The sequence below is a fragment of the Agrobacterium deltaense RV3 genome (genome assembly GCF_900013505.1).
GTDB lineage: Bacteria > Pseudomonadota > Alphaproteobacteria > Rhizobiales > Rhizobiaceae > Agrobacterium > Agrobacterium leguminum.
In genome coordinates, this window is the sequence record NZ_LT009745.1 from 2,000,037 (window position 1) to 2,022,838 (window position 22,802).

Annotated in this window: 23 protein-coding genes and 1 other RNA gene; 10 read left to right on the forward strand and 14 right to left on the reverse strand. The window is 59.2% G+C overall.

What is annotated here, in order from left to right; all coding sequences use genetic code 11:
* The 11 genes from rsmH to AGR7B_RS10180 all read right to left on the reverse strand — a co-directional run bounded on the left by rsmH (position 1) and on the right by AGR7B_RS10180 (position 8,035).
* Positions 1-1,026: a 16S rRNA (cytosine(1402)-N(4))-methyltransferase RsmH gene (rsmH, locus tag AGR7B_RS10135; protein ID WP_080856573.1), complete on the reverse strand. Its 1,026-nt coding sequence runs from the start codon at positions 1,024-1,026 to the stop codon at positions 1-3.
* Between the two features lie 14 nt (positions 1,027-1,040).
* Positions 1,041-1,481, reverse strand: coding sequence for a division/cell wall cluster transcriptional repressor MraZ (gene mraZ, locus AGR7B_RS10140; RefSeq protein WP_080856574.1), 441 nt, complete (start codon positions 1,479-1,481; stop codon positions 1,041-1,043).
* 430 nt (positions 1,482-1,911) lie between these two features.
* Positions 1,912-2,100 (reverse strand): hypothetical protein, encoded by a 189-nt coding sequence (locus tag AGR7B_RS26150; protein WP_245317715.1) that lies wholly within the window; start codon positions 2,098-2,100, stop codon positions 1,912-1,914.
* A complete protein-coding gene (locus AGR7B_RS26155) occupies positions 2,067-2,264 on the reverse strand; it encodes a type II toxin-antitoxin system RelE/ParE family toxin (protein ID WP_245317702.1) in 198 nt (65 codons plus the stop codon). The genes AGR7B_RS26150 and AGR7B_RS26155 overlap by 34 nt, the downstream gene beginning before the upstream one ends.
* A gap of 89 nt (positions 2,265-2,353) precedes the next feature.
* Complete coding sequence (locus tag AGR7B_RS10150; RefSeq protein ID WP_059756642.1) at positions 2,354-2,632, reverse strand: ribbon-helix-helix domain-containing protein; 279 nt, start codon at positions 2,630-2,632, stop codon at positions 2,354-2,356.
* Positions 2,633-2,743: 111 nt separating this feature from the next.
* An RNA gene (rnpB, locus tag AGR7B_RS10155) (RNase P RNA component class A) lies at positions 2,744-3,145 on the reverse strand.
* A 56-nt stretch (positions 3,146-3,201) separates the two neighbouring features.
* Positions 3,202-4,392, reverse strand: a complete 1,191-nt coding sequence (locus AGR7B_RS10160; protein WP_080856575.1) for an FAD-dependent oxidoreductase — start codon at positions 4,390-4,392, stop codon at positions 3,202-3,204.
* A gap of 59 nt (positions 4,393-4,451) precedes the next feature.
* Entirely contained in the window at positions 4,452-5,639 is a 1,188-nt protein-coding gene (locus tag AGR7B_RS10165) for an NAD(P)/FAD-dependent oxidoreductase (RefSeq protein WP_080856576.1), read from the reverse strand.
* A 92-nt stretch (positions 5,640-5,731) separates the two neighbouring features.
* Positions 5,732-6,271, reverse strand: coding sequence for a lytic transglycosylase domain-containing protein (locus AGR7B_RS10170; protein ID WP_003522187.1), 540 nt, complete (start codon positions 6,269-6,271; stop codon positions 5,732-5,734).
* Between the two features lie 247 nt (positions 6,272-6,518).
* Positions 6,519-7,298 carry an N-acetylmuramoyl-L-alanine amidase gene (locus AGR7B_RS10175; RefSeq protein WP_080856577.1) on the reverse strand — a complete coding sequence of 260 codons (780 nt, stop codon included), beginning with the start codon at positions 7,296-7,298 and terminating at the stop codon, positions 6,519-6,521.
* Entirely contained in the window at positions 7,295-8,035 is a 741-nt protein-coding gene (locus tag AGR7B_RS10180) for a J domain-containing protein (protein ID WP_003522185.1), read from the reverse strand. The genes AGR7B_RS10175 and AGR7B_RS10180 overlap by 4 nt, the downstream gene beginning before the upstream one ends.
* A gap of 319 nt (positions 8,036-8,354) precedes the next feature.
* On the opposite strand from AGR7B_RS10180, the gene AGR7B_RS10185 reads away from it, so the two are divergent.
* From AGR7B_RS10185 to AGR7B_RS10215, 7 genes are all read left to right on the forward strand, one after another.
* On the forward strand, positions 8,355-9,566 hold the full coding sequence (locus AGR7B_RS10185; RefSeq protein WP_080857051.1) for a pyrophosphate--fructose-6-phosphate 1-phosphotransferase: 1,212 nt from the start codon (positions 8,355-8,357) through the stop codon (positions 9,564-9,566).
* A gap of 52 nt (positions 9,567-9,618) precedes the next feature.
* Positions 9,619-10,254, forward strand: a complete 636-nt coding sequence (locus AGR7B_RS10190; RefSeq protein ID WP_080856578.1) for a LysE family translocator — start codon at positions 9,619-9,621, stop codon at positions 10,252-10,254.
* Between the two features lie 136 nt (positions 10,255-10,390).
* Positions 10,391-11,476, forward strand: coding sequence for a lytic transglycosylase domain-containing protein (locus AGR7B_RS10195; RefSeq protein WP_080856579.1), 1,086 nt, complete (start codon positions 10,391-10,393; stop codon positions 11,474-11,476).
* Positions 11,477-11,675: 199 nt separating this feature from the next.
* Complete coding sequence (locus AGR7B_RS10200; protein ID WP_080856580.1) at positions 11,676-12,926, forward strand: BtaA family protein; 1,251 nt, start codon at positions 11,676-11,678, stop codon at positions 12,924-12,926.
* The gene (locus AGR7B_RS10205; RefSeq protein WP_162934099.1) at positions 12,923-13,642 is read left to right on the forward strand and encodes a class I SAM-dependent methyltransferase; all 720 of its coding nucleotides are present in this window, start codon (positions 12,923-12,925) and stop codon (positions 13,640-13,642) included. Before AGR7B_RS10200 ends, AGR7B_RS10205 begins: the two co-directional genes overlap by 4 nt.
* A gap of 235 nt (positions 13,643-13,877) precedes the next feature.
* The gene (locus AGR7B_RS10210) at positions 13,878-14,657 is read left to right on the forward strand and encodes a glycoside hydrolase family 25 protein (RefSeq protein WP_162934100.1); all 780 of its coding nucleotides are present in this window, start codon (positions 13,878-13,880) and stop codon (positions 14,655-14,657) included.
* Positions 14,658-14,779: 122 nt separating this feature from the next.
* Positions 14,780-16,006 carry a lytic murein transglycosylase gene (locus tag AGR7B_RS10215; RefSeq protein WP_003522178.1) on the forward strand — a complete coding sequence of 409 codons (1,227 nt, stop codon included), beginning with the start codon at positions 14,780-14,782 and terminating at the stop codon, positions 16,004-16,006.
* 465 nt (positions 16,007-16,471) lie between these two features.
* Here AGR7B_RS10215 and metF read toward each other — a convergent pair whose 3' ends face one another.
* Together metF and AGR7B_RS10225 are read right to left on the reverse strand one after the other, a co-directional pair.
* A complete protein-coding gene (metF, locus tag AGR7B_RS10220; protein ID WP_162934101.1) occupies positions 16,472-17,365 on the reverse strand; it encodes a methylenetetrahydrofolate reductase [NAD(P)H] in 894 nt (297 codons plus the stop codon).
* 1 nt (position 17,366) lies between these two features.
* On the reverse strand, positions 17,367-18,380 hold the full coding sequence (locus AGR7B_RS10225) for an ArsR/SmtB family transcription factor (RefSeq protein ID WP_003522176.1): 1,014 nt from the start codon (positions 18,378-18,380) through the stop codon (positions 17,367-17,369).
* Between the two features lie 217 nt (positions 18,381-18,597).
* On the opposite strand from AGR7B_RS10225, the gene AGR7B_RS10230 reads away from it, so the two are divergent.
* Both AGR7B_RS10230 and AGR7B_RS10235 read left to right on the forward strand, forming a co-directional pair.
* Entirely contained in the window at positions 18,598-19,215 is a 618-nt protein-coding gene (locus AGR7B_RS10230; RefSeq protein WP_078051842.1) for an MT-A70 family methyltransferase, read from the forward strand.
* Positions 19,212-19,808, forward strand: a complete 597-nt coding sequence (locus AGR7B_RS10235; RefSeq protein ID WP_078051841.1) for a BglII/BstYI family type II restriction endonuclease — start codon at positions 19,212-19,214, stop codon at positions 19,806-19,808. Before AGR7B_RS10230 ends, AGR7B_RS10235 begins: the two co-directional genes overlap by 4 nt.
* 41 nt (positions 19,809-19,849) lie before the next feature.
* Here AGR7B_RS10235 and ettA read toward each other — a convergent pair whose 3' ends face one another.
* Complete coding sequence (gene ettA, locus AGR7B_RS10240) at positions 19,850-21,499, reverse strand: energy-dependent translational throttle protein EttA (RefSeq protein ID WP_078051840.1); 1,650 nt, start codon at positions 21,497-21,499, stop codon at positions 19,850-19,852.
* Positions 21,500-21,626: 127 nt separating this feature from the next.
* Between ettA and AGR7B_RS10245 the strand changes: the two genes are divergently transcribed.
* The gene (locus tag AGR7B_RS10245; protein ID WP_208616023.1) at positions 21,627-22,628 is read left to right on the forward strand and encodes an alpha/beta hydrolase; all 1,002 of its coding nucleotides are present in this window, start codon (positions 21,627-21,629) and stop codon (positions 22,626-22,628) included.
* The last annotated feature ends 174 nt before the right edge of the window (positions 22,629-22,802 follow it).

The following is a 22,802-nucleotide window of genomic DNA, read 5'->3' on the forward strand; positions in this document are numbered from 1 at the left end:
TCAGCCTCCCATCTTTTCAAGGCTGGCGAGATCGGGAAGCTCGAAGATCGAATAATCCGACGCGCGCGCCGGTGCGGTCGTGCGCAGACCGGCCCGCAGTTTGGCGGATCGGGCACGGGGATTGAGCTCCGCCTCCTCATCGCTGGCGGCGATCATCGGCTTTCCGATGTTATCGAAAATGGCGGGCTTGTCCTCCACCATCGGCAGATGCCGGGAACCGGCGGCCTTGCCCGAACGGTCGGAGAAGAATTTCTTGACGATACGGTCTTCCAGCGAATGGAAGGTGACGACGACCAGCCGGCCACCGGGTTTCAAAACCTGCTCGGCGGCAAAAAGCGCCTGCGCCAGCTCGCCCAGCTCGTCATTGACGAAAACGCGCAGCGCCTGAAACACCCGCGTTGCGGGATGAATCTTGTCTTTGGCCTTACGCGGCGTGACGATTTCGATGAGGCCGGCCAGATCGCGGGTGGTGCGGAACGGCTCTTCCGCCCTCTTCTTCTCTATGGCGCGGGCGATGCGGCCCGGCTGCTTTTCTTCACCGAGAAAACCGAAGATGCGGATCAGATCGCTGACCTTCGCACGATTGACGACATCGGCCGCCGAAACGCCGGAACCCGACATGCGCATGTCGAGAGGGCCATTTTTCTGGAAGGAAAAACCGCGCTCGGCCTCGTCGATCTGCATGGAGGAAACGCCGATATCCAGCACGACGCCATCGAGCCCGCCTTGCGGGGCATGTTTCGCGAGATCGGAGAATTGCGATTGGATGAGGCTCAACCGGCCGCCATTGGCGGCAACCATCGCCTGACCGCCGGCGATCGCGGTCGGATCGCGGTCGAGCGCGATGACATCAGCGCCCTGATCGAGGATTGCCTGGGTATAGCCGCCGGCGCCGAACGTGCCGTCGAGAATGATCTTGCCGGATGATGGCTCCAGCGCGGCAATGACTTCGCGAAGCAGGACCGGGATGTGACGCTGAGGTCCGCCATCGGCATCAGAAGATCGTCCGCCAGAATTCGCCGCCATTCCGTGTCCCCGTCCTAGGCGGGGCGAGCAGCCGAAAAACCGCGCCCCGCTCTTGCTTCCGCCTGCGCCGCCAAAAACGCATTCGGTTGCCAAAGCTGAAAATGATCCGCCCGTCCGACGAAGGTGACCTCGGTGGATATGCCGGTGAATTCCCGCACGAAATCCGTCACCATCAATCGACCTTCCTGGTCGAGCTTTATGAAAACGCCGCCGCCGTGAACCAGCAGCGACATCGCGTTCGCCTCCGGCGAGAAGGCATCCATCGACGCAATCTGCCGCTCGTAGCGCTCCAGCAAATCCGGACCGCCGACACTGATTGCCGGAAAGGCGAAATCCTGAAGACAATAAAGCTCCTGAATGCCGCGCCTGACCAGCACCGAACGAAACGGAGACGGAACCGAAACGCGCCCCTTGGCGTCGATCCTGTTCGTCACGTTCGATAAAAAGCGGTCCATTACTCAACTCGCCAAAACCGCATGCCGCAAAGCGATTCATCCGCTCCGCAGCCGACACCGGTACGCACGACACATCGCCAAGCGCCAGGGCGACGTGCCCTGCAGCAGCCCCTCGTAGGCTCCTCACTCGTTTCAGCGATTGCGGGTCAAAAACACGACCCAATGTGGTGTGCATTTGGGATATCATGGGACACTATGGGCGTCAATGGGAGAAGCCGGCACGATACCGACTTCGCATCGGAAATTCATAAGCCGTTAAGTTTAACGAATGGTTTACCGAGCCACGCGACGATGCGCTCTCACGGCACGGGAAGATGCGGCGAAGCCGCTGTTTTTCTGTGTTAAAACAAGGAAATGGCCGCATTATCCGGCTTCACGGGCAGATGGGTCAGGCCGTCAACGTCAGAAAATAATGGAATCGATGAGGAGCTCAGTCAGGATGGTTTCCATCGCTGCGCTCTATTTCCGCATTCTCAGGGCGCAGTGCTTCCTCATCAAACTGCTGGCCTTTAGCCAGAAGACGCAGAACAACCACATCGTCCTGCTCCACCACAAAAGCGACACTGGCGCTGCGTTCAAAACCGATTATGCGGAGTCCCACACGCAGTTCGTTACGCACGGTGCCACGTTCGGGAAGACATTTAAAGTTGAAAGAAATATGCCGATGCGATCAATGTACCGATCTGCGACAGCGGACGACCCTGATTTACTGGCAATATTTTGATGGATATGCACCAGATCAGCCTGCGCTTCGGGTGACAGGCGCACAACGTAATACTTCATTTAAAAGCGTTTCCAGCAAAAACATGCGGCAACTTGGCATTACGAATTGAATAAATATAAATAGATAAAGGGTTTCCGAGAGGTGGGAGCTATGTGCGCCCCTCACCCTTAGCAATACGCGCCCTGACCTCAGCCAAACCTTCACTGAGAGGCTTGGCCCTGCCCGGGTCTGCTTTGTGAGCATCGTATGCGGATGTCACTTCTTCCTGCAACCACCGCTCCACGGCCGCATCGCGGGCTGCCAGGGTGCGAAGGCCATCACGGATAACCTCGCTCTCCGTCGCATATTCGCCGGAAGCGACCTTTGCCTTGACCATTTCCGCCATTTCCAGGGGAAGTGTGATGCTGAAAGCTTGGGTGGTGCGCATGGTTTTCGCCTTTCATTCCCCCTTGTATCACACGGTATGATTTAATCATACACATTCCTGATTATTCATGGGGGAAGCGGCATACACGAGCCGCCGCAAGATTGAGGAAAATTTGCCAGTTGGCCTGTAAGCCGGGTTCTGTATGGCCCCGGTTTGACCCGGAACGTGGCAGCCATTCATCTGGGACGGCATTTGCATGCCGCCTCGCGCAACCCACCCGGATGACGGGCCCGGAAACCGGCTGTGAACGGGCTTTCGCCCGCCCCGTGTCATCCCTATTCGGTCTTGCTCCCGGTGGGGTTTACCTTGCCGCCGCTGTTACCAGAAGCGCGGTGGGCTCTTACCCCACCCTTTCACCCTTACCATGCGATGCATGGCGGTTTGCTCTCTGTGGCACTTTCCCTGGGGTCGCCCCCGCCGGACGTTATCCGGCACCGTATTTCCGTGGAGCCCGGACTTTCCTCACCTTACCGTCTTTCGACATTGGTAAAGCGCGGCTGCCCGGCCAACTGGCATGGGCTGCATAACCATGTTCCGAGGCGAAAGCCACCGAAAAGCGCAGGCAAGGATCAAAGAAATGCCGGCTTGAAATCCGTCGAAAAGGCGCCATCGGCGATTTCTCCGTCCCGCAGAAGCACAGCACCGAGCCGTCCGATCTCATCGGAACTCTTGGCCGCCGTACCATTGCCGCCGGTCAGAACCGCAATCTTCGGCGAGGCGGTGAAGCCGATGGCCGGATAACCGCTTTGCGTTTTGGAGACGACGCAGGCGGCCATCGAGTCACGCGAGAGATCAATGGAAGGCACCAGCGATCCGACGATCTCAGAGAGATGATCACGCACGCTTTCGCGTCCGCCGGAGCGGAACCATTCCCGGATTTCCGGGTCGCTGCCGAGCCTCTTGTCGTCGGGATCGCCGCCGATCTTCAGATAGAATTTGCCATCCGGATAGCGCACCGGCGGCAGAAGATAGATATGTTTCGTCGTGTCGCGCGGCTCATAGATCAGCGACGGCATCTCCGCATATTGATCCAGATCGCCCTCATCTACCTCGAAGAAAGCGACGGTGCGTGCATAGACATCGAGCGCCACCGGCTGCGGCAGCAGATCTTTCGTGATCGAGAAGCCGCCGGCCGCCACCAGCACCCGGTCTGCGGTATAAACCGCGCCAGAGGCCGTCTCCACCCGCACGCGACCATCCTCTTCGCGCGTCGAGACGACGATATCGTCGACAAGCGTAACGCCCGCCATTTCCGCCAAAATGGCCTGCGCCTTCACCAGCCCACGTGGATTGACGTATCCGGCATTGTCCCTTTCGAACACGCCCTCGCAACCCGGCTCGAAGGAGAAATAGGGAAAGCGGCTTTCGAGGCCTTCCCCGTCAAGCAGTTCCGTCGAAACCCCGAGCCGCGCCGCCGCCTTGCGGACATCGTCGACAAAAGGATTATCGCCGCCCCGTTCGGGCCCCACCATGAGGCAACCGACCGGCGCATAAAATTCAACGCCGCTTCTTGCGGCGATATCGGCGTAACGCGCTATCGAGCGGTTGGCGAGCAGCGCCCAGTCGGCATCGCCGTCGATGGTGCGGGTAATCCGCGCCTCGTCATAGTGACTGGCGAAAACGCCCAGATGCGATTTGATGTCGGCAGGTTCGCCGGGGCCAATCAGCGCGACGCCATCCACCGTTTCAGCCAGATGGCGGGCGGCAGCGGCCCCCATCATGCCGCGCCCCACGACGATGTATCTGAAATGTCCCGACATGCCGCCCTCTTCACCCGCTCATTTCCGTCGCAACCTTGTAGCTGCTTCGTCCCCGAATGTCAGACGAAAACCGGCGACATTTCGGCGGCGAATTCATCCTCGGTCAACTGACCGTTCAAAAGCAGCATGGCGCCCAGCCGGCCGATTTCGTCCGAAGACTTGGCGGAGACGAAATTGCCGCCGGTCAGAACCGCGATATTGGAGGATTGCGTATAGCCAATATAGGGATAGCCGCTGCGGGTAATGGAGGCGACACAGGAGCCTGAGGTGACCGGGCAGCCGGCAAGCTCCGGCATCAAGGAGAGCGCCCGCTTTTTCAGAAACTCAACCTCACCCGGCGTGCCGTCCGAATGAAACCAGTCCACTGCGTCGGTGAGCGTTTCAAGCCTGCCCTTTTCGCTCTCGCCGCCGATCTTCAGATAGACCTTGCCATCGGGATAACGCACCGGCGGCAGGATATAGACGATGTCGTCCTCGGTCTCCGCCAGCACGATGGTGGAGGGCATCGCACCGAACAGCGCCTGCCGCGCCTCATCCAGCTCAAAAAAGACGATGGTGCGGCCCGTGGCCGCCATATCGACCGGAGAAGGCAGAAGCTCGGCCATGTTGGTGAAACCGCCGGCCGCTACGATAACCTTTTCAGCCGTATGAACCGCCCCTTCCCGAGTCGAAACCTCGACGCCATGGGAAGTATCGCGAATATACGCCGCCGTCTGGCGCACAAGCCGCGCGCCCTGCGCGATGGCAATCGTGCATTGCGCCTTCACCAGGGCGCGCGGATTGACGTGGCCGGCATATTGCGCCTCGAAATAACCGCTGTGATCGGCCGGCAGGGAGAACATCGGAAACCGATCAGCCAGCGCATCAGTGCCGAGTGTCTCCACACCGAGACCGAGGCGGTCGGCCGAGGCAAACGCGCGCGAGACATAATCTCCCGCAAGCCCCCTGCCGTTTCCGGTAAACAGGCAGCCCGCTTCCGTGAAAAAGCGGATGCCGCTTTTGGCCTCGATCTCCGCATAACGGCGGATGGAGCGCTGCGCGAGTTCCGCCCAGACCGGATCGCCATCAAAACCGCGGGTAATGCGCGCTTCGTCGTAATGGCTCGAAAACACACCCTGATGGGTCTTGCGATCGGTGGGCTCGTCCGGGCCGATCAGCGCCACGCCATCCGTTTGCACTGAGAGATGCCGCGCCGCAGCCGCTCCCATCATCCCGGCCCCGACGACGATATATTTGAAATCCGGCATGTCATGCTCCGTATCAGATTTGCTTCTGACTACAGCATGCCGGGCCGAACCGGAATCGCTTTTCGCAATTTCGCAGACGAACGATGGCGGCCTCAGCCGGCCAGCAGCGCCTGCACCTTGCCGCAATAACGCTTGGAGACCGGGTTCATCCGGGTGGCGCCATGGCCTGCATTGTAACGCAGGATCGTGCTGCACACCTGGCCGCCGCCAAGCTGATGCGCCGTCGCCAGATATTGCATGCCCCAGCGTATATTGGTCTCGGGATCGTAGAGCGCCTTGGTCGTACCGCGATAGCCCATCATCCGCGCCGTCGCCGGCTTGATCTGCATCAGCCCGACCTCGCCTGCGCTGCCGCGGGCTTTCGGATTGAACTTGCTTTCCACCGAAACCACGGCATGCGCCAGATTGGTGGGAACGCCGTAACGCTTGGCATATTTGACGATCAGATCGGAATAGTCGTTCCTGAGCGAGGAAGGCAGGCTCTTTTCGGGAATGGGATAACCGGGCTTGCGGAAGAAGGTCTCCAGCGTCACGGTTTTGGTCTTGACGTCCTCGTCTTTGGCAAAAGCAATCCCCGCCTGCGAAGCGAGCATAACAACGCCCGCCACGACAGCAACAACAACCCTGTTCATATGTAGAAAAAGTCTCCAGATCGGATGACAGAAACAATGAAGCGGCACAATTAATCTGCGCCCGGAAAGTCGATCACGACCTTCCGCTGTCCGGTCTCCTTGATTGATATTGACGGCAGGTTCCCCTGAAGAACGACACCGCATGCAGTGACGTTCTTAAACTTCCTCAATGCGGATTAACTGTGGCACGGTAAAAAAAGCGACTTGAGCAGCAAGAAAACCGGGAACGTTTTTCCAGAATCCGCGTTCAGGCGGCCGAAAATCTCGGCAGGCTGGCGATCAGCCGATGCAACGTGTCGATGGTGGAGAAATCCGCGATGCCATCCACCAGAGCGGGACGGAAATGCCGCTGGAAGGCAGCCACGGCGCCTTCGGTTTTCTCGCAATAAGCGCCTGTAATTTCAACGCCATAACCATAGATGGACAGCATCGACTGTAGCGCTTCGACCGGTTGGCCATGATCGCCGCGCTGGAAAAAACGCCCGCCACGGATCGGCGCAGGCTCCACCCAATGGCCGACACCGTGCTGCGACAGGATGTCCCACGGGAATTTTTCACCCGGATCGACCTTGCGGATCGGCGCGACATCCGAGTGCGCCAGCACCCTTTCAGGGGCGATAGACCAGCGCTGGCCGCAATCGCGACACAATTCGATGACGGCTTCCACCTGTTTCTTCGGAAATTCCGGCAGGCCGCCGGGATGGCCCTGATTGGCGATCTCGATGCCGATGGAGCGGGAATTGATGTCTTGATCCCCCGCCCAGATGCTTTTGCCCGCGTGCCAGGCACGGCGGGTTTCCGGCACGAGCTGAATGACGCGCCCGTCTTCGAAGACGAAATAATGGCTGGAAACCTGGCTTTCCGGATTGCAGAGCCACGACAGCGCGCCGTCGGCCGTCGTCATGCCGGTATAATGCAGCAGAATAATATCAGGGCCGGCCACACCCAGCCTTTCGCCATGGTTAGGCGAAGGCGCAACGGCTGCTCCCCCGAAATCCGGGGTAAAATCCGGCAGACATTCACTCATGCGACGCGGCGTTCTTTCTCGATGGCCGCATAGGCGGCGTTAAGAGCCGCCATACGCTCATTCGCGGCCGCATGCAATTCCATGGGAACGCCGCGTGCGATGAGCTTGTCAGGATGGTGTTCGGCAACCAGCGAACGATAACGCCGGCGAATATCGGAAAAATCGTCGGAAGGCGAAACGCCGAGCACACGATAGGGGTCGCGCCCGTCCATATGGACATGCCGCGCCATGATCGTTTCGAAGTGATCTTCGGTGATACGGAAGATCTCCGCTATCCGGCCGAGGAAGGCCAGTTCCCGCTCGTGGATCAGCCCATCGGCCTTGGCGATGTGGAACAGGCCGTCGATGACGCTTTCCAGCATCTCGCAATTGGCATGTCCGGAACCGCACAGACCGGCAAGCCGCTCCGCATAGGCCTCGTAACCGGCAACGTCCTGACGGGCGAGATTATAAAGACGGGCAACGTTCTTGGCTTCTTCTTCCGGAAAATCGAAGATTTGCCGGAAGGCGCGCACCTCGGCATCGTTAACGACACCGTCGGCCTTCGCCATCTTGGCGGAAAGCGCGATGATGGCCACGGAAAAGGAAACCTTGCGGCGCGTCTCCGGATCACCCTCGAAAAGGGTGCGGATGGCTTCCACGACGCGCCCGAGCGCACCGCCTGCCGCGTCGCCGATTGCGCCGAGCAGCCGTTCCCACAGGGATGAAATTTGCAGACAGGCGAAATCGAACATCATGCGACAAGCATGACGGGATATTGCCGCGAATGCAATATGTCCAGCGGGCCGGCGGCATTAACTTTTATTCATCTTTGCGACAGTTTTGCTTCAGGAACAAGAGCGCGCCAGACGATGACGCCACAGTTTTCCACAGATGGCGGGAAGCCGACCACCGGCTATGCCGATTGAAACGATTATATTCCGCCACTTTGCTCAAGCCGCTGAAAAACCGCGAGAAATCGGCGTTTTTCTTTATAAATTCACTTTACACCTACACGCGGCTGTCGCATCCATTTGCCAGACATGTCTTTAGGTATATGTGAAAAGGAGAGCCATGATGGCCAAACAGAAAGTCGCAATGCTGACCGCGGGTGGCCTTGCGCCCTGTCTCTCTTCGGCCGTGGGCGGCCTGATCGAGCGTTACAGCGACATCGCGCCCGAGATCGACATCATCGCTTACCGCTCGGGTTATCAGGGCGTGCTTCTGGGTGACCGTATCGAGATCACCAGGGATATGCGGGAAAAGGCGCATCTGCTGCACCGTTACGGCGGTTCGCCGATCGGCAACAGCCGCGTCAAGCTCACCAACGCAGCCGATTGCGCCAAGCGCGGTCTGGTCAAGGAAGGCGACAATCCGCTTCGCGTCGCGGCTGACCGGCTGGCGGCCGACGGCATCACCATTCTCCACACCATCGGCGGTGACGACACCAACACGACGGCTGCGGACCTTGCCGCCTATCTCGGCGCCAACGGCTACAATCTCACCGTTGTCGGCCTGCCGAAGACGGTGGATAACGACGTTGTGCCGATCAAGCAGTCGCTCGGCGCCTGGACGGCCGCCGAAGTCGGCGCCTCATTCTTCGACAATGTCAGCAACGAACAGAGCGCGGCGCCGAAAACTTTCGTTATCCACGAAGTCATGGGCCGCCATTGCGGCTGGCTGACGGCCGCCACCGCCCGTGCCTATATCCAGAAGACCAGCGGCAATGAATATGTCGAAGGCCTGATGATGAACACGCAGATGAAGAACATCGACGGCATCTACCTGCCGGAAATGGCCTTCGACATCGAGGCGGAAGCCGAGCGCCTGAAGGAAATCATGGACAGGAACGGCTATGTCACGCTGTTCGTTTCTGAAGGTGCGGGCCTCGATTCCATCGTCGCCGAACGCGAAGCCGCCGGCGAGGCCGTCAAGCGCGACGCTTTCGGCCATGTGAAGATCGACACCATCAATGTCGGTGGCTGGTTCCAGAAGCAGTTTGCCAGCCTCATCGGTGCGGAACGCTCCATGGTGCAGAAATCAGGCTATTTCGCCCGCTCCGCCGCCGCTAATGGCGACGACCTGCGCCTCATTCAGGGCATGGTCGATCTCGCCGTCGAAAGCGCGCTCAACAAGGTCTCCGGCGTCACCGGCCATGACGAAGACCAGAATGGCAAATTGCGGACCATCGAGTTTCCGCGTATCAAAGGCGGAAAGCATTTCGACCTCTCTGCAAAATGGTTTACCGAAGTGATGGAACACGTCGGTCAGCCGTTCACAGCGGCCTGATTTTACGATAGGCTAAAATAATACGGCGACAGGGAGGGCAAGGAGGAAGAGAATGTCTGGACAGGCCTGGCTGATTTTTTGTGCAGCATGTGCCGTTGTGTTCGCACTCCCCTCTCCCCTTGTATTTTCTGTCGCCTCCTATGCCGCCATTCGCGGCAAAAAGACGGTCTTCACCTCCGTCAGCGGCGGCGCGCTCGGCATCGTCACGGCCATGACGATTTCCGCCATTCCGGTGGCCGGTCTCGCCTGGCTGCCGCAATCCTTCGTGGAAATCGTGCAATGGGCCGGCATCGGCTGGCTGATGCTGTTCCTCCTGTGGACCTTCGCCACGCCGGCCGCCCAGGCCGCCAATGCCGATAATGACAATCTGCCGGGCAAATCCTGGAGCGGTATTTTCCGCGATTGTTACGCCATTGCCGCCCTGCGCCCGCGCTACTTCGCTTTCTTTCTGGCGTTGTTGCCGCAATTCGTGTCCACCTCCGGCAATGCAATTGAAACGCTTGCCATGGCGCAGGCCGCCATCCTGCTTCTGGCGCTGGTGATTCTGACCGCGCAGGCGCTGTTTGCCCGGCCTACTCTGGCGATGGTGCGCCGCATGTCGGGCGATAAAAAAATCCGGCCGAAATACCGCACCCACTTCATTTCCGGCCGCGCCGTCAGCGCCGGATACAGGCGCATCGCGGCCTGAAAAACCGCCCGAAAGCCGGGGAGAAACGTCCCGGCTTGCCGCTATCCTTACAATAGGTTAATGAAGGCGCGACGGGACACTGCCTGCTTCGCTCGACGCGGGGGTATCGAAAGACAGGCATAACGAAGGCGGCAACATGCGAAATTCGGGAAAATTCCGCGGAAGAAGTGCACTTCTTCTGTCTTCCACCGTGGGTCTGGCACTGGCATTGAGCGCATGCACCAGCGTCGAATATACCGCCAAGGAAGGGCCGAACGGCCCGAAGATCGCAACAGTCAATCCCGCGACCACTCCTGCGCAGACATCGGCGCAGCCGGCAACGGCCGAAGCAGCAGCGGGCGCGACCCCGGTAGCAGCAGCAACGGTGCAGACCGCCGAAACCGCAACCCCTTCCCAGCCTGCAGCACTTCCCACCGCAGTCGCCGTCAAGGGCGGACGCGTGGCGCTGCCGCCGGCTTCCGAAATTGCTGCAGCCGCAGCCATCGCCGCCCAGATGCAGCCGCAGCAGAACGAGGTCGCCCAAGCTGGTGTGACGACATCTGCGCCGACCACGGCCACGGCGCTGGCACCGACAAGCGCCACTCCGGCGGCCGCAGCCATCGAAACGGCTGACGTGGCGGCCAAGCCGGCTGCCCATAATGCCGCCGCCGATCTGCCGCAGGTGGTTGCCGTCAAGGGCAGCTTCCCGCCCGCACCGCCGCCGCCCGGCTCGCCCTCCATCGGCACCGAACTGACGGCGGAACGCAAAGTCATTCCGCTGCCGAAGCCGGACAGCACGGTTCTGGCCTATGCCGCCGGCCCCACCAATGCCGCGCTGGCCGCCATCCGCCAGAACGAATCGATGACGGCGCCGCTCAATTCCGCGCCGGCCGGACGCGAAAAGCTGAGCGGCCTTATTACCAAATACGCCACCATGTATGATGTGCCGGAAGATCTGGTTCACCGCGTCGTGCAGCGCGAGAGCCGATATAATCCCGGCGCCTATAGCAGCGGCAATTTCGGCCTGATGCAGATCCGCCACGCCACGGCACGCTCCATGGGCTTCGATGGCCCCGCCTCCGGCCTTTTCGATGCCGAAACCAACCTCAAATACGCCGTCAAATATCTGCGCGGCGCATGGGTTGTGGCCGGCAACGACCGCGACAACGCGGTCCGGCTTTATGCGCGCGGTTATTATTACGACGCCAAGCGCAAGGGCATGCTGCACGTTTTGCGCAAGTGATGGCCTCAGGCTCTGTTATGCGAATGCAACCGCGCGGCTTTTCTTAAGCCGCCGGGTCTTTCCATTTCGTCATCCTGATTGGGCGGCGCGGGCTGGTTTTCCACCGACACCCCTATTCCACGGCTTTGCCCACAGCCCCTGTCATCAAATTGTAGTGTCACGGCTGTAGACGCCTCTCAATCGACTGAGAGGTGAACATATGACGAGTGCGGCACCCAAGACCGGCTTCAGCAAAAACACGAAACTGAAGTCCGCATTGCTCCAGCACAAGGCACTCTCCAAAAGCGGTCTGTCCGAGCGCTTCTTCGGCGTCCTCTTTTCCGGCCTCGTCTATCCGCAGATATGGGAAGACCCGGAAATCGACATGGAAGCGATGGAGCTCGGCGAAGGTCACCGCATCGTCACCATCGGCTCGGGCGGCTGCAACATGCTGGCCTATCTCTCCCGCAATCCGGCCAGCATCGATGTCGTGGACCTCAACCCGCACCACATCGCGCTGAACAAGCTGAAGCTCGCCGCCTTCCGCCATCTGCCCGCCCATCAGGACGTGGTGCGCCACTTCGGCCGCGCCAATACGCGCAGCAACAGCCACGGTTACGACCGCTTCATCGCCGAGCATCTCGACGCCACGACCAAGGCTTACTGGTCGAAGCGCACCCTTTCCGGCCGCCGCCGCATCTCTGTCTTCGACAGGAATATCTATCGCACCGGCCTGCTCGGCCGCTTCATCGGCGCCGGCCATCTCATGGCCCGGCTGCACGGCGTAAAGCTCACCGAAATGGCCAAAACCCGAACGCTGGATGAACAGCGCCAGTTTTTCGACAGCAAGGTGGCGCCGTTGTTCGACAAGCCAGTGGTGCGCTGGCTGACGAAGCGCAAAAGCTCACTCTTCGGCCTCGGCATCCCGCCCCGGCAATATGACGAACTGGCCAGCCTTTCCGCCGATGGCACGGTCGCATCCGTGCTGAAGGAGCGGCTGGAAAAGCTCGCCTGCAACTTCCCGCTCAGCGACAATTATTTCGCCTGGCAGGCCTTTGCGCGCCGTTATCCCGAGCCGCATGAGGGTGCGCTGCCCGCCTATCTCCAGCCGGAATATTACGAGACGATCCGCAACAACACGGCCCGCGTCGCGGTTCACCACGCCACCTATACCGAGCTTCTCTCCAGAAAGCCGGCAAGCGCCGTCGACCGTTATATCCTCCTCGATGCGCAGGACTGGATGACGGACACGCAGCTCAACGAATTGTGGTCGCAGATCACCCGCACCGCCGCGCCCGGTGCGCGCGTCATCTTCCGCACCGCGGCCGAAAAGAGCGTCATCGAAGGCCGGCTTTCGCCCGATATCCGCAACCAGTGGGTCTATCTCGAAGAGCGCTCCAGCGAGCTCAACGCCATGGACCGCTCGGCTATCTACGGCGGCTTCCATATCTATCAGAGGGCTATGGCATGAAAACCATCGGCGAGAATGTGGGACTTGCAGATAGCGCGCATGCGAGCCTGATGGACCGCATGTATCGCCACCAGCGGCATATCTACGATATCACCCGCAAATATTACCTTCTCGGCCGTGACCGGACCATTTCCGGCCTCGACGTGCCGAAGGGCGGCACGCTCTTGGAAGTCGGCTGCGGCACCGGCCGCAACCTGCTGCTGGCCAGCCGCAAATTTCCGCAGGCAAGACTGTTCGGCCTAGACATTTCCGCCGAAATGCTTCTGACCGCAGCCGAAAATTTCGCCGGCAAGGCGGAACGCCCCATTCTGCGCGTGGCCGATGCCACTGCTTTTCGCGCCTCCGAATTCGGCCAGCCTGACGGCTTCGACCGCGTCATGATCCCCTATGCCCTGTCGATGATACCGGACTGGGAAAAGGCGATCGAACAGGCGCTCACGGCGCTGAAACCCGGCGGCTCGCTGCATATCGTCGATTTCGGCCAGCAGGAACAATTGCCGAAGTGGTTCCGCACCCTTCTGCAAGTCTGGCTCACCCGTTTCCACGTCACGCCCCGCGCCAATCTCCGCTATGTTCTGGCCAATATGGCCGGCCGTTTTGACGGTAATCTCGAATTCGAGGAAATCGCCCGTGGTTATGCCTGGCGGGCTGTCATCACGCTTCCAGTTGCCGAAGCGCATCAGCCGAAGGTTCACCGCATATTGGCCGACGCCTGATTCCCGGCAAACTGCGAAACCGGGGCGATAGCATGTGGCGCCGACTTCAAGGCTCCCTCCAAGCCGAAGCTCCGTACTAAAACCGCAAATCGCTTGAAATCCAGCGGCTTGCGAGGTGCAAAAGACACGCGCCCCCTTGCCATATCGATTTGTTTACCATGTTATGGGTAAATCGGGAGATACGGCGCGCCGTTTTGCGGCCGCGGGATGGGCAACAATAATCATCAGGGTTCCAATGCGGCTGCGTTTTTCGGCACTATTGTCGGCTTTGCTGTTGATCGGCGGCTGCACCTCCACCAGCTATGACCTGCTGGAAACCGCATCCGTTTCCAAGCCGAAATTTTCCGATACCGATCCGCAGGATTTCGGCACGAACAACCCGCACCGCCATGAGGTGCACGGCATCGACGTGTCCAAATGGAATGGCGATGTCGACTGGCCGACCGTGCGCAAATCAGGCGTGTCCTTCGTCTTCATCAAGGCGACGGAGGGATCGGACCGCATCGATCCCAAATTCGGCGACCATTGGCGCAGCGCGGCGGCGGCAGATGTTCTGCACGCGCCCTATCACTTCTATTATTTCTGTTCGACAGCAGACGCCCAGGCCGACTGGTTCATTCGCAACGTGCCGAAGGAGGCCGTCACCCTGCCCCCGGTTCTCGACGTTGAATGGAACCCGGCCTCGCCCACCTGCAAGACGCGCCCGGCGCCCGGCATCGTTCGTGCCGAGATGCATCGTTTCCTCGACCGCATCGAAGCCCACTATGGCAAGCGTCCGATCATCTATACCTCGGTCGACTTTCACCGCGACAACCTCGTCGGCCAGTTCAAGGATTACCATTTCTGGGTCCGCTCCGTCGCCGCCCATCCGGCCAAGATTTACGAAGACCGCAAATGGGCCTTCTGGCAATATACTGCAACCGGCGTCGTGCCCGGCGTGAAGGGTCCGACCGACATCAATGTCTTTGCCGGAACGGAGAAAAACTGGCGGAAATGGATTGCTTCCGCCAAATAACACGGCCAAGAAGCAACACTTTTGAAAAATCGGCGTTGTTCTGCAACGTCAGATCATTCGGTCCGTTTTTTTGTCGCAAACATATGGGTAAAGCGGGCTAACAACCTATCGAGGAAATTCCCATGCCCACCTTCCGGTCGCGCAGCATCGTTTTTGCCGCCGCTTTGTCGCTTCTTTCCACCGGCTCCGCCCTCGCCACACCGCCAGTGGCCGCGCCCGACGATCCCAAGCAGGTTGCCTGCGGCGGCGACCTCGGTGCATTTCTCGAAGGCGTGAAAGCCGACGCACTTGCCAAGGGCATTCCGGCCGATGCGATCCAGAAGGCGCTTGCCGGCGCGCAGATCGACCCGAAGGTGCTCTCGCGTGACCGTGCACAGGGCGTCTTCCGCCAGACCTTCCTGGAATTCTCTCAGCGCACCGTCAGCCAGGCCCGTCTGGATATCGGCCGCAAGAAACTTCAGGAACTCTCCTCCACCTTCGCCCGCGCCGAAAACGAATTCGGTGTTCCGGCCGGCGTCATCGCGGCCTTCTGGGCCATGGAGACGGATTTCGGCGCCGTTCAGGGCGATTTCAACACCCGCAACGCGCTGGTGACCCTCTCGCATGATTGCCGCCGCCCGGAACTCTTCCGCCCGCAGCTGCTGGCGCTGATCGAAATGGTCCAGCACGGCGATCTCGATCCCGCCGCCAATACCGGCGCATGGGCCGGTGAAATCGGTCAGGTGCAGATGCTGCCCAAGGACATCATCGCCTTCGGCGTCGACGGCGATGGCGACGGCCACATCAACGTCAAGAGCAGCGCCCCGGATGCGATCCTGACGGCTGCGAAGTTCATCCAGCATCTCGGCTTCAAGAAGGGCGAACCCTGGATTCAGGAAGTCTCGCTGCCGGAAAACCTGCCCTGGGAAAAATCCGGCCTCGGCGGTCCGCTGACCGCGGGTGACTGGTTCGCACTGGGCGTGACCCCGCGCGACGGCAACAGAAACTTCGCCACCCTGCCCGCTGCCCTCATCATGCCGCAGGGACGCAAGGGACCGACCTTCATCACCTATCCGAACTTCAACATCTATCTGGAGTGGAACCAGTCGTTCATCTACACGACCTCGGCCGCCTATTTCGCCACCCGCCTCATGGGCTCTCCCGTCTACAACAAGGGCAACCCGGAGCCCGGTTTCGACGATGCGACCATGAAAGAGCTTCAGACCAAGCTTGAAGCGCGCGGACACAATGTCGGCAAGGTGGATGGCATTCTCGGTTCCGGCACCCGCGTCGCCATCCAGAAGGAGCAGCAGCGTCTCGGACTGCCCGCCGATGGCTGGCCTTCGACCGCACTTCTGCAGGCGCTTTAAGCAATCTTAACGGCGCCTTCCGGCCCTTAATCTGTCGGACGGAATAAAGGCATAAAGCGTTAATCTCGACCTGATGACTGGGGATAACACCCCGGTCATTTACTTTTTTTAAACATATGAAGCACTGCGTGATAAGAAAATAATCTTTTATTTTCAAATAATTACAGAAATTTCTTTTTATGCCGTCTGAAGACGTGCTGCACTGCATCACAAAAACCGCTTTTCAACTGCCACAAAACGGTCATATTATCGAACCTGTCAACAAGAGGAGGCACCCATGGGACTTACAAAATCTCTCAATGCCTTGGCAGTCGGTTTGGCGTTTTTGTTCGTAGCGATGATGCTTTTCATCTGACGAGACGTGAAGACCAAACGCAGATAAGAACCGTAGATGACACGAGTTTAAAAAGCGCAGGCCCTGAGGGACCTGCGCTTTTTTCATGTCGGTAATCCGCTGTTGTAAAATCAGGCGGCGCTGCGGCGCAGACGCTCCAGACCGAGATTTTCAAGCACCGCGTCAACCAGCGGCGCGCGGTTCATGGTGTAGAGATGGAACTCATTGACGCCACGCCGCTGCAGATCGGCGATTTGCTCGGCGGCAACCTCCGCGGCCACGCGGGCGCGACCTTCCAGATCGTCGTCATAACCTTCGAAACGCTCATCCAGAAAACCGGGAATGCTGGTGCCGCAGCGACCGGCGAAACGCTTGAGCTGGGTGAGGTTCTGGATCGGCATGATGCCCGGAACCACCGGAATGGTGATGCCCGCAGCCGTCACCCGCTCCATATAGCGTTCGAACACGTCATTATCGAAGAAGAACTGCGTCAGCGCCCGCGTCGCGCCGTTATCAGCCTTGCGCTTCAGCATATCGATATCGACCGCTTCGCTTGCGCTTTCCGGGTGCTTTTCCGGATAGGCCGACACGGAAATCTCGAAATCGGCAATTTCACGCAGCCCCTTCACCAGAGCAGCGGCGTTCTCATACCCTTCCGGATGTGGCTTATACGCCGTGCCGATGCCAGTGGAGGGATCGCCGCGCAGCGCCACGAAATGACGAACGCCGGCATTGCGAAACTCTTCGATAACCTGATGCACGTCCTCACGGCTGGCATCCACGCAGGTCAGATGCGCGGCGGTCGCCAGATGACTGTCGCCGATCATGCGGCGCACCGCATCCAGCGTCGGCGCCTTGGTGGATCCACCGGCGCCATAGGTGACGGACACGAAATCCGGGTTCCATTTCTTCAGCTCGGCAACAGTTTCCCAGAGCTGGGTTTCCATCTCGGGATTCTTGGGCGGGAAAAACTCGAAAGACAACCGAATATCGCCATTTTGGCGCGCGGTTTCCGACCTCAACATATCATGCCCTCCCGGCAGCAAGTAAAACGGCCTCTTGCACCACATCGTCTGCCATCAGCAGCCGCTGGTCACGGGCAACCCATATCGTCACGTCCAGAGCTTCGTCGGACGCTTTTTCAGAATGAAGATCGACAGCGCGCTCCAGAGAAAGCCCGGCCTTCTTCAGCCATTCTTCCATCAGCGGATGCGAGAAACCCAGCCGCACATGCGCATGCTCGTCGCGCAGATATTCGAAGGAATGCGGCGCAAGATCGATAACGATCAGCCGCCCGCCGGGGCGCAGCATGCGCGCGGCCTCGGAAAGCGCAATCTCCGGCTGGTCGAGAAAATGCAGGACCTGATGGATGACGATCAGATCGAAATCCTGGCCTTCCAGCGGCAGGTTGAGAATATCGCCATGGCGCACGGATGCATTGACCACGCCCGCCTTGTCGAGATTGGCACGCGCCACCGAGAGCATGTCACGGCTGGCATCCACACCGATTGCGCGGCGATAGATACCGCTCAGCAGCTGCAGAATGCGACCGGTGCCCGTACCGAGGTCGAGCAGCGAATCGACCGGCGTGGTGCCCACCAGCTTCAGGAGCGCGCCTTCCACCGCCTCGTCGCTGACATGCAGGCGGCGCAGCTCGTCCCAGGCGGAGGCGTTACGGCTGAAATAATCCTGCGCCCGCTCCGCCCGCACCCGCTTGACGGTGGCAAGCCGTTCGCTGTCGCGCTGAAGAACGGCGTCGGAGGGCGATGCGGCGCCAAGCAGCTGCCGGACGACGCCCGCAGGCTCACCATCCTGCCGCAAACGGAAATAGGCCCAGGCGCCTTCCTGATAACGCTCGATCAGTCCCTCTTCCGTCAAAAGCTTGAGATGACGGGAAATGCGCGGCTGCGACTGGCCGAGAATTTCGGTAAGATCGGTAACCGTCAGATCGCCGGCCGAAAGAAGCGCCAGCAAGCGAAAGCGCGTGGGCTCACCCGCCGCCTTCAGAAGATCCACCAATTTGTCCAGACCGAACGCCACTCTGCCGCGCCTCGCAAGCTAATCAAGATATAAAGATATCTTTATGTCTTCTGCGCGAATATTGCAACATTAATATCGAACTTTGTGGGTGAAGTTTTTCCGTACGAGACATGAGAAAGAGAATCGTGAACAATTGACATTGGAACAATTTGTTCTACTTTTGTTCTGAACTTCATAAAGGAATAAGTCTTTGAATGCTGAGCCGATAGATCCATCAATGGACCTGATGAGCAAGCTTGGAGGGAAGAAATTCCACACGATTCTTGCCGACCCGCCTTGGCGTTTCACTAATCGGACCGGAAAAGTCGCGCCGGAGCATCACCGTCTTTCTCGCTATGAGACGATGACGACCGCTGACATTTGCGCACTACCGGTAGCCTCTCTCGCAGCTGAACCTGCGCATCTTTATATGTGGGTGCCTAACGCCCTGCTCCCGGATGGTCTGAAAGTTCTGGCATCTTGGGGCTTTGAATATAAATCCAATATCGTTTGGCATAAAATACGCAAGGACGGTGGATCAGACGGTCGAGGCGTCGGTTTCTATTTCCGCAATGTTACAGAACTGCTTTTGTTCGGTGTCAGGGGTAAAAATGCCCGCACGCTTGGGCCTGGCCGCAGTCAGGTAAATTATCTCGCTACACGTAAACGCGAACATTCCCGTAAGCCCGATGAGCAATATGACCTCATTGAGGATTGCTCCCGTGGTCCCTATCTCGAGCTGTTTGCACGCGGAACCCGTCCGGGTTGGACCTACTGGGGCAATCAGGCCGATGAAAGTTACAAGCCGACGTGGAGCACCTACGCTTACAATTCGTCTGTGGAAGCTGCTGAATGAGCGCTGGATTACCTAAAATCGATCTGCTTCCAGGATGGGATTGTTATGATTGGCGAAATGCCAAAACAATCTTGCAATATGGTCACCCTCAAGAGTGGGCCGACATTGTCGATGTACTTGGCCATTTTTCGTTGGACAAGGAGGCTTTAGCCGCAAAAGGCGGAAGGAAAAGCCCGATATCTTCAGCCATTGATGGGCAGTTTTATTACAGAGATTGGAAAGAAACAAAGTTTGAGACGGCAGTCCTCGTGGATGGCCAACAGAGTGACTCGCCGACACACAAGGTTGATTGTTTCAAAGGAAAAATCGCCCTTGAAGTGGAGTGGAACAATAAGGACCCCTTTTACGATAGAGACTTAAACAACTTTCGACTTCTCTATGATCTTCGTGTCGCGGACGTCGGCGTTATTGTGACAAGATCGACTGCGTTGGTTAAGTGGATGGCAGCAGGCTACCTCGACTTGGGACGAGAAACTGCGGGCACAGGTTCTTCTACAACACATTTTGAAAAATTGGAGCCCCGAATACTGGGCGGAGGAGCAGGCGGGTGCCCCGTTCTGGTCTTCGCGATGACGCCCGCCCTAATAGTTTAATACGTCAATTGAGCGCTGCTCACGCGACGCTCAATGTTTACTTAGCGCGTCAGGCGCTTGTAGCTCACGCGGCCGGGCTTGATGCTTTCTGGGCCGAGGCGGCGGACCTTGTCCTTTTCGTAGTCTTCGAAGTTGCCTTCGAACCATTCCACATGGCTGTCACCCTCGAAAGCGAGGATGTGCGTGGCCAGACGGTCGAGGAACATGCGGTCGTGGCTGATGATAACGGCGCAACCGGCAAAGGCTTCCAGCGCTTCTTCAAGTGCTGCCAGCGTTTCCGTATCAAGGTCGTTGGTCGGTTCGTCGAGCAGCAGAACGTTGCCGCCGGCCTTCAGCATCTTGGCGAGGTGCACGCGGTTACGCTGACCGCCCGAGAGATTGCCGACCTTCTGCTGCTGATCGCCGCCCTTGAAGTTGAAGGCGCCGCAATAGGCGCGCGAGTTCACTTCGAACTTGCCGAGCTTGATGATGTCGTTGCCGCCGGAGATTTCTTCCCACACGGTCTTGTCACCCGCCAGCGCGTCACGGCTCTGGTCGACGTAACCGAGCTGAACGGTATCACCAACGGTCACGGAGCCACTATCAGGCTTTTCCTGGCCGGTAATCATCTTGAACAGCGTCGTCTTACCGGCGCCGTTCGGGCCGATGACGCCTACAATACCGCCGGGGGGCAGCTTGAAGGACAGGTTTTCGATCAGCACGCGGTCGCCATAGGACTTCGTCAGGTTGTCGGCTTCGATGACGACGCGACCGAGACGCTCGGCAACCGGGATAACGATCTGCGCATCGCCGGGACGACGGTTTTCCGCTGCTTCCACCAGCTCGTCATAGGCCTTGATACGTGCCTTGGACTTCGTCTGGCGGGCCTTGGGGCTGGAGGCGATCCATTCCTGTTCGCGGCTGATTGCCTTCTGGCGCGAGGCGTCTTCGCGGGCTTCCTGCTGCATGCGCTTGGCTTTCGCCTGCAGGTAAGCGGAGTAGTTGCCTTCGTAAGGAATGCCGCGGCCACGGTCGAGCTCGAGAATCCAGCCCGTGACGTTGTCGAGGAAGTAGCGGTCGTGGGTGATCATCATCACGGCGCCGGGATAATCGCGCAGGTGCTTTTCAAGCCACGCAATGGTTTCCGCATCGAGGTGGTTGGTCGGTTCGTCGAGCAGCAGCAGATCCGGCTGCGACAGCAGCAGACGGCAGAGCGCCACACGACGGCGTTCACCACCCGAAAGACCGGTTACGGCCGAGTCGCCGGGCGGGCAACGCAGCGCGTCCATGGCCATCTCGACCTGGTTTTCGAGGTCCCAGAGATTCTGGCTGTCGATGATGTCCTGAAGCTTTGCGCCCTCATCCGCCGTTTCGTCGGAATAGTTCATCATCAATTCGTTGTAGCGGTCGACGATGGCCGTCTTGCTCGCCACGCCTTCCATAACGTTTTCCATCACGGTCTTGTTTTCGTCGAGCTTCGGCTCCTGCTCGAGATAACCGAGGGTCGCGCCTTCGGCCAGCCAGGCCTCGCCGGTATATTCCTTGTCGAGACCGGCCATGATTTTCAGAACAGTCGACTTACCGGCGCCGTTCGGGCCGAGGATACCGATCTTGGCGTCGGGGTAGAAGGAGAGATGAACGTTCTCCAGAACCTTCTTCGCACCGTAGGCCTTGTTCAGCCCGGCCATGTGATAGATGAATTGACGTGCCATTGTAGCGAATGCTCCACATCGGATTTTTAAGAGTACGTATCGGGAAATTTGCCGCTATGTAGGGTAAATAGGACCTTGGGGCAACCTCTGGCACGATTATGACCCCATGATTATGACAAGGGATGTTATGGCAGGGACAGGCGCGATCATGAATGAAACGACCGACGACTTGGCCTTCAGCCGTATTCAGAGGCTGGAAGCCCCCTCCGGCGCATCCATCGCCTTTCGCCACCAGCCCTCCGCTCTTGCCACTGCGCGCGGCGTGCTGATGATCTGCCACGGGCTGGTTGACCACGCGGGCCGTTATCGCCGGCTCGCGGATGTGATGTCGAAGCAGGGTTTCGAAGTCTACGCCCACGACCATCGCGGCCATGGCCGCACGAGAGCGGCGGACGCGCCTCTCGGCCGTTTTGCCTGGAAGGACGGCGCGGAAAAGGTCGTTGCCGATGTCATGGCGATGCGCCGGATGGCCGGCGAAAGACATCCCGGCCTGCCGGTAATCCTGTTCGGCCATTCCATGGGCGGCCTCGTGGCGCTGAACACCGCCGTCAGCCATCCGGATGCCTTCGATGGCCTGTCCATCTGGAATTCCAGCCTCAATCCCGGCCTCATGGGCCGTTTGGCACAGGTTGTGCTGCGGCTGGAAAAGATGCTGAAGGGCTCGGATGTGCCGAGCGCCATTCTGCCGAAGGCGACCTTCCGCGTGTGGAATGCGAAAATGCCGGAAAGGCGCACCCATGCCGACTGGCTGAGCCACGACAGGGCGGCGGTGGACGCCTATGTGGAGGACCCGCTCTGCCAGTTCGAGGCGAGCGTTTCCCTGTGGCAGGATGTCTTCGAACTCTCCTATCGCGCACCGAAACTCATCGAGCGCCTGCCGAAAACCTTACCGCTTCTGCTTGTCAGCGGCGATCAGGACAAAGCCACCAATGACGGCAAGGAGATCGTCTGGCTGGCGGAGCGTTTCCGCGAGGCAGGTTTCAGCCATGTCGAGCACACGATCTACAAGGGCATGCGACACGAGACCCTGAACGAAATCGACTGGCAGCCCGTCGCGGCGGATTTTGCCGCCTGGTGCGGCCGCGTCGTGGATGACAGTAAAACGCCCTCCCCGTCATTCCGGCCTTGAGCCGGAATCCAGCCGACGCGCGTCTGCGCGGCGAGAAGAGTCTTTTCAGCCCAATGACTTGGGCTGGCTGGATTCCGGCTCAAGGCCGGAATGACGGAATTAGGAGACTCTCAAAACACCGAATGTCGAAGCTGCCGTGTCAGCCCCAGTTTAGTGCCGTTCCAAAACGGAATA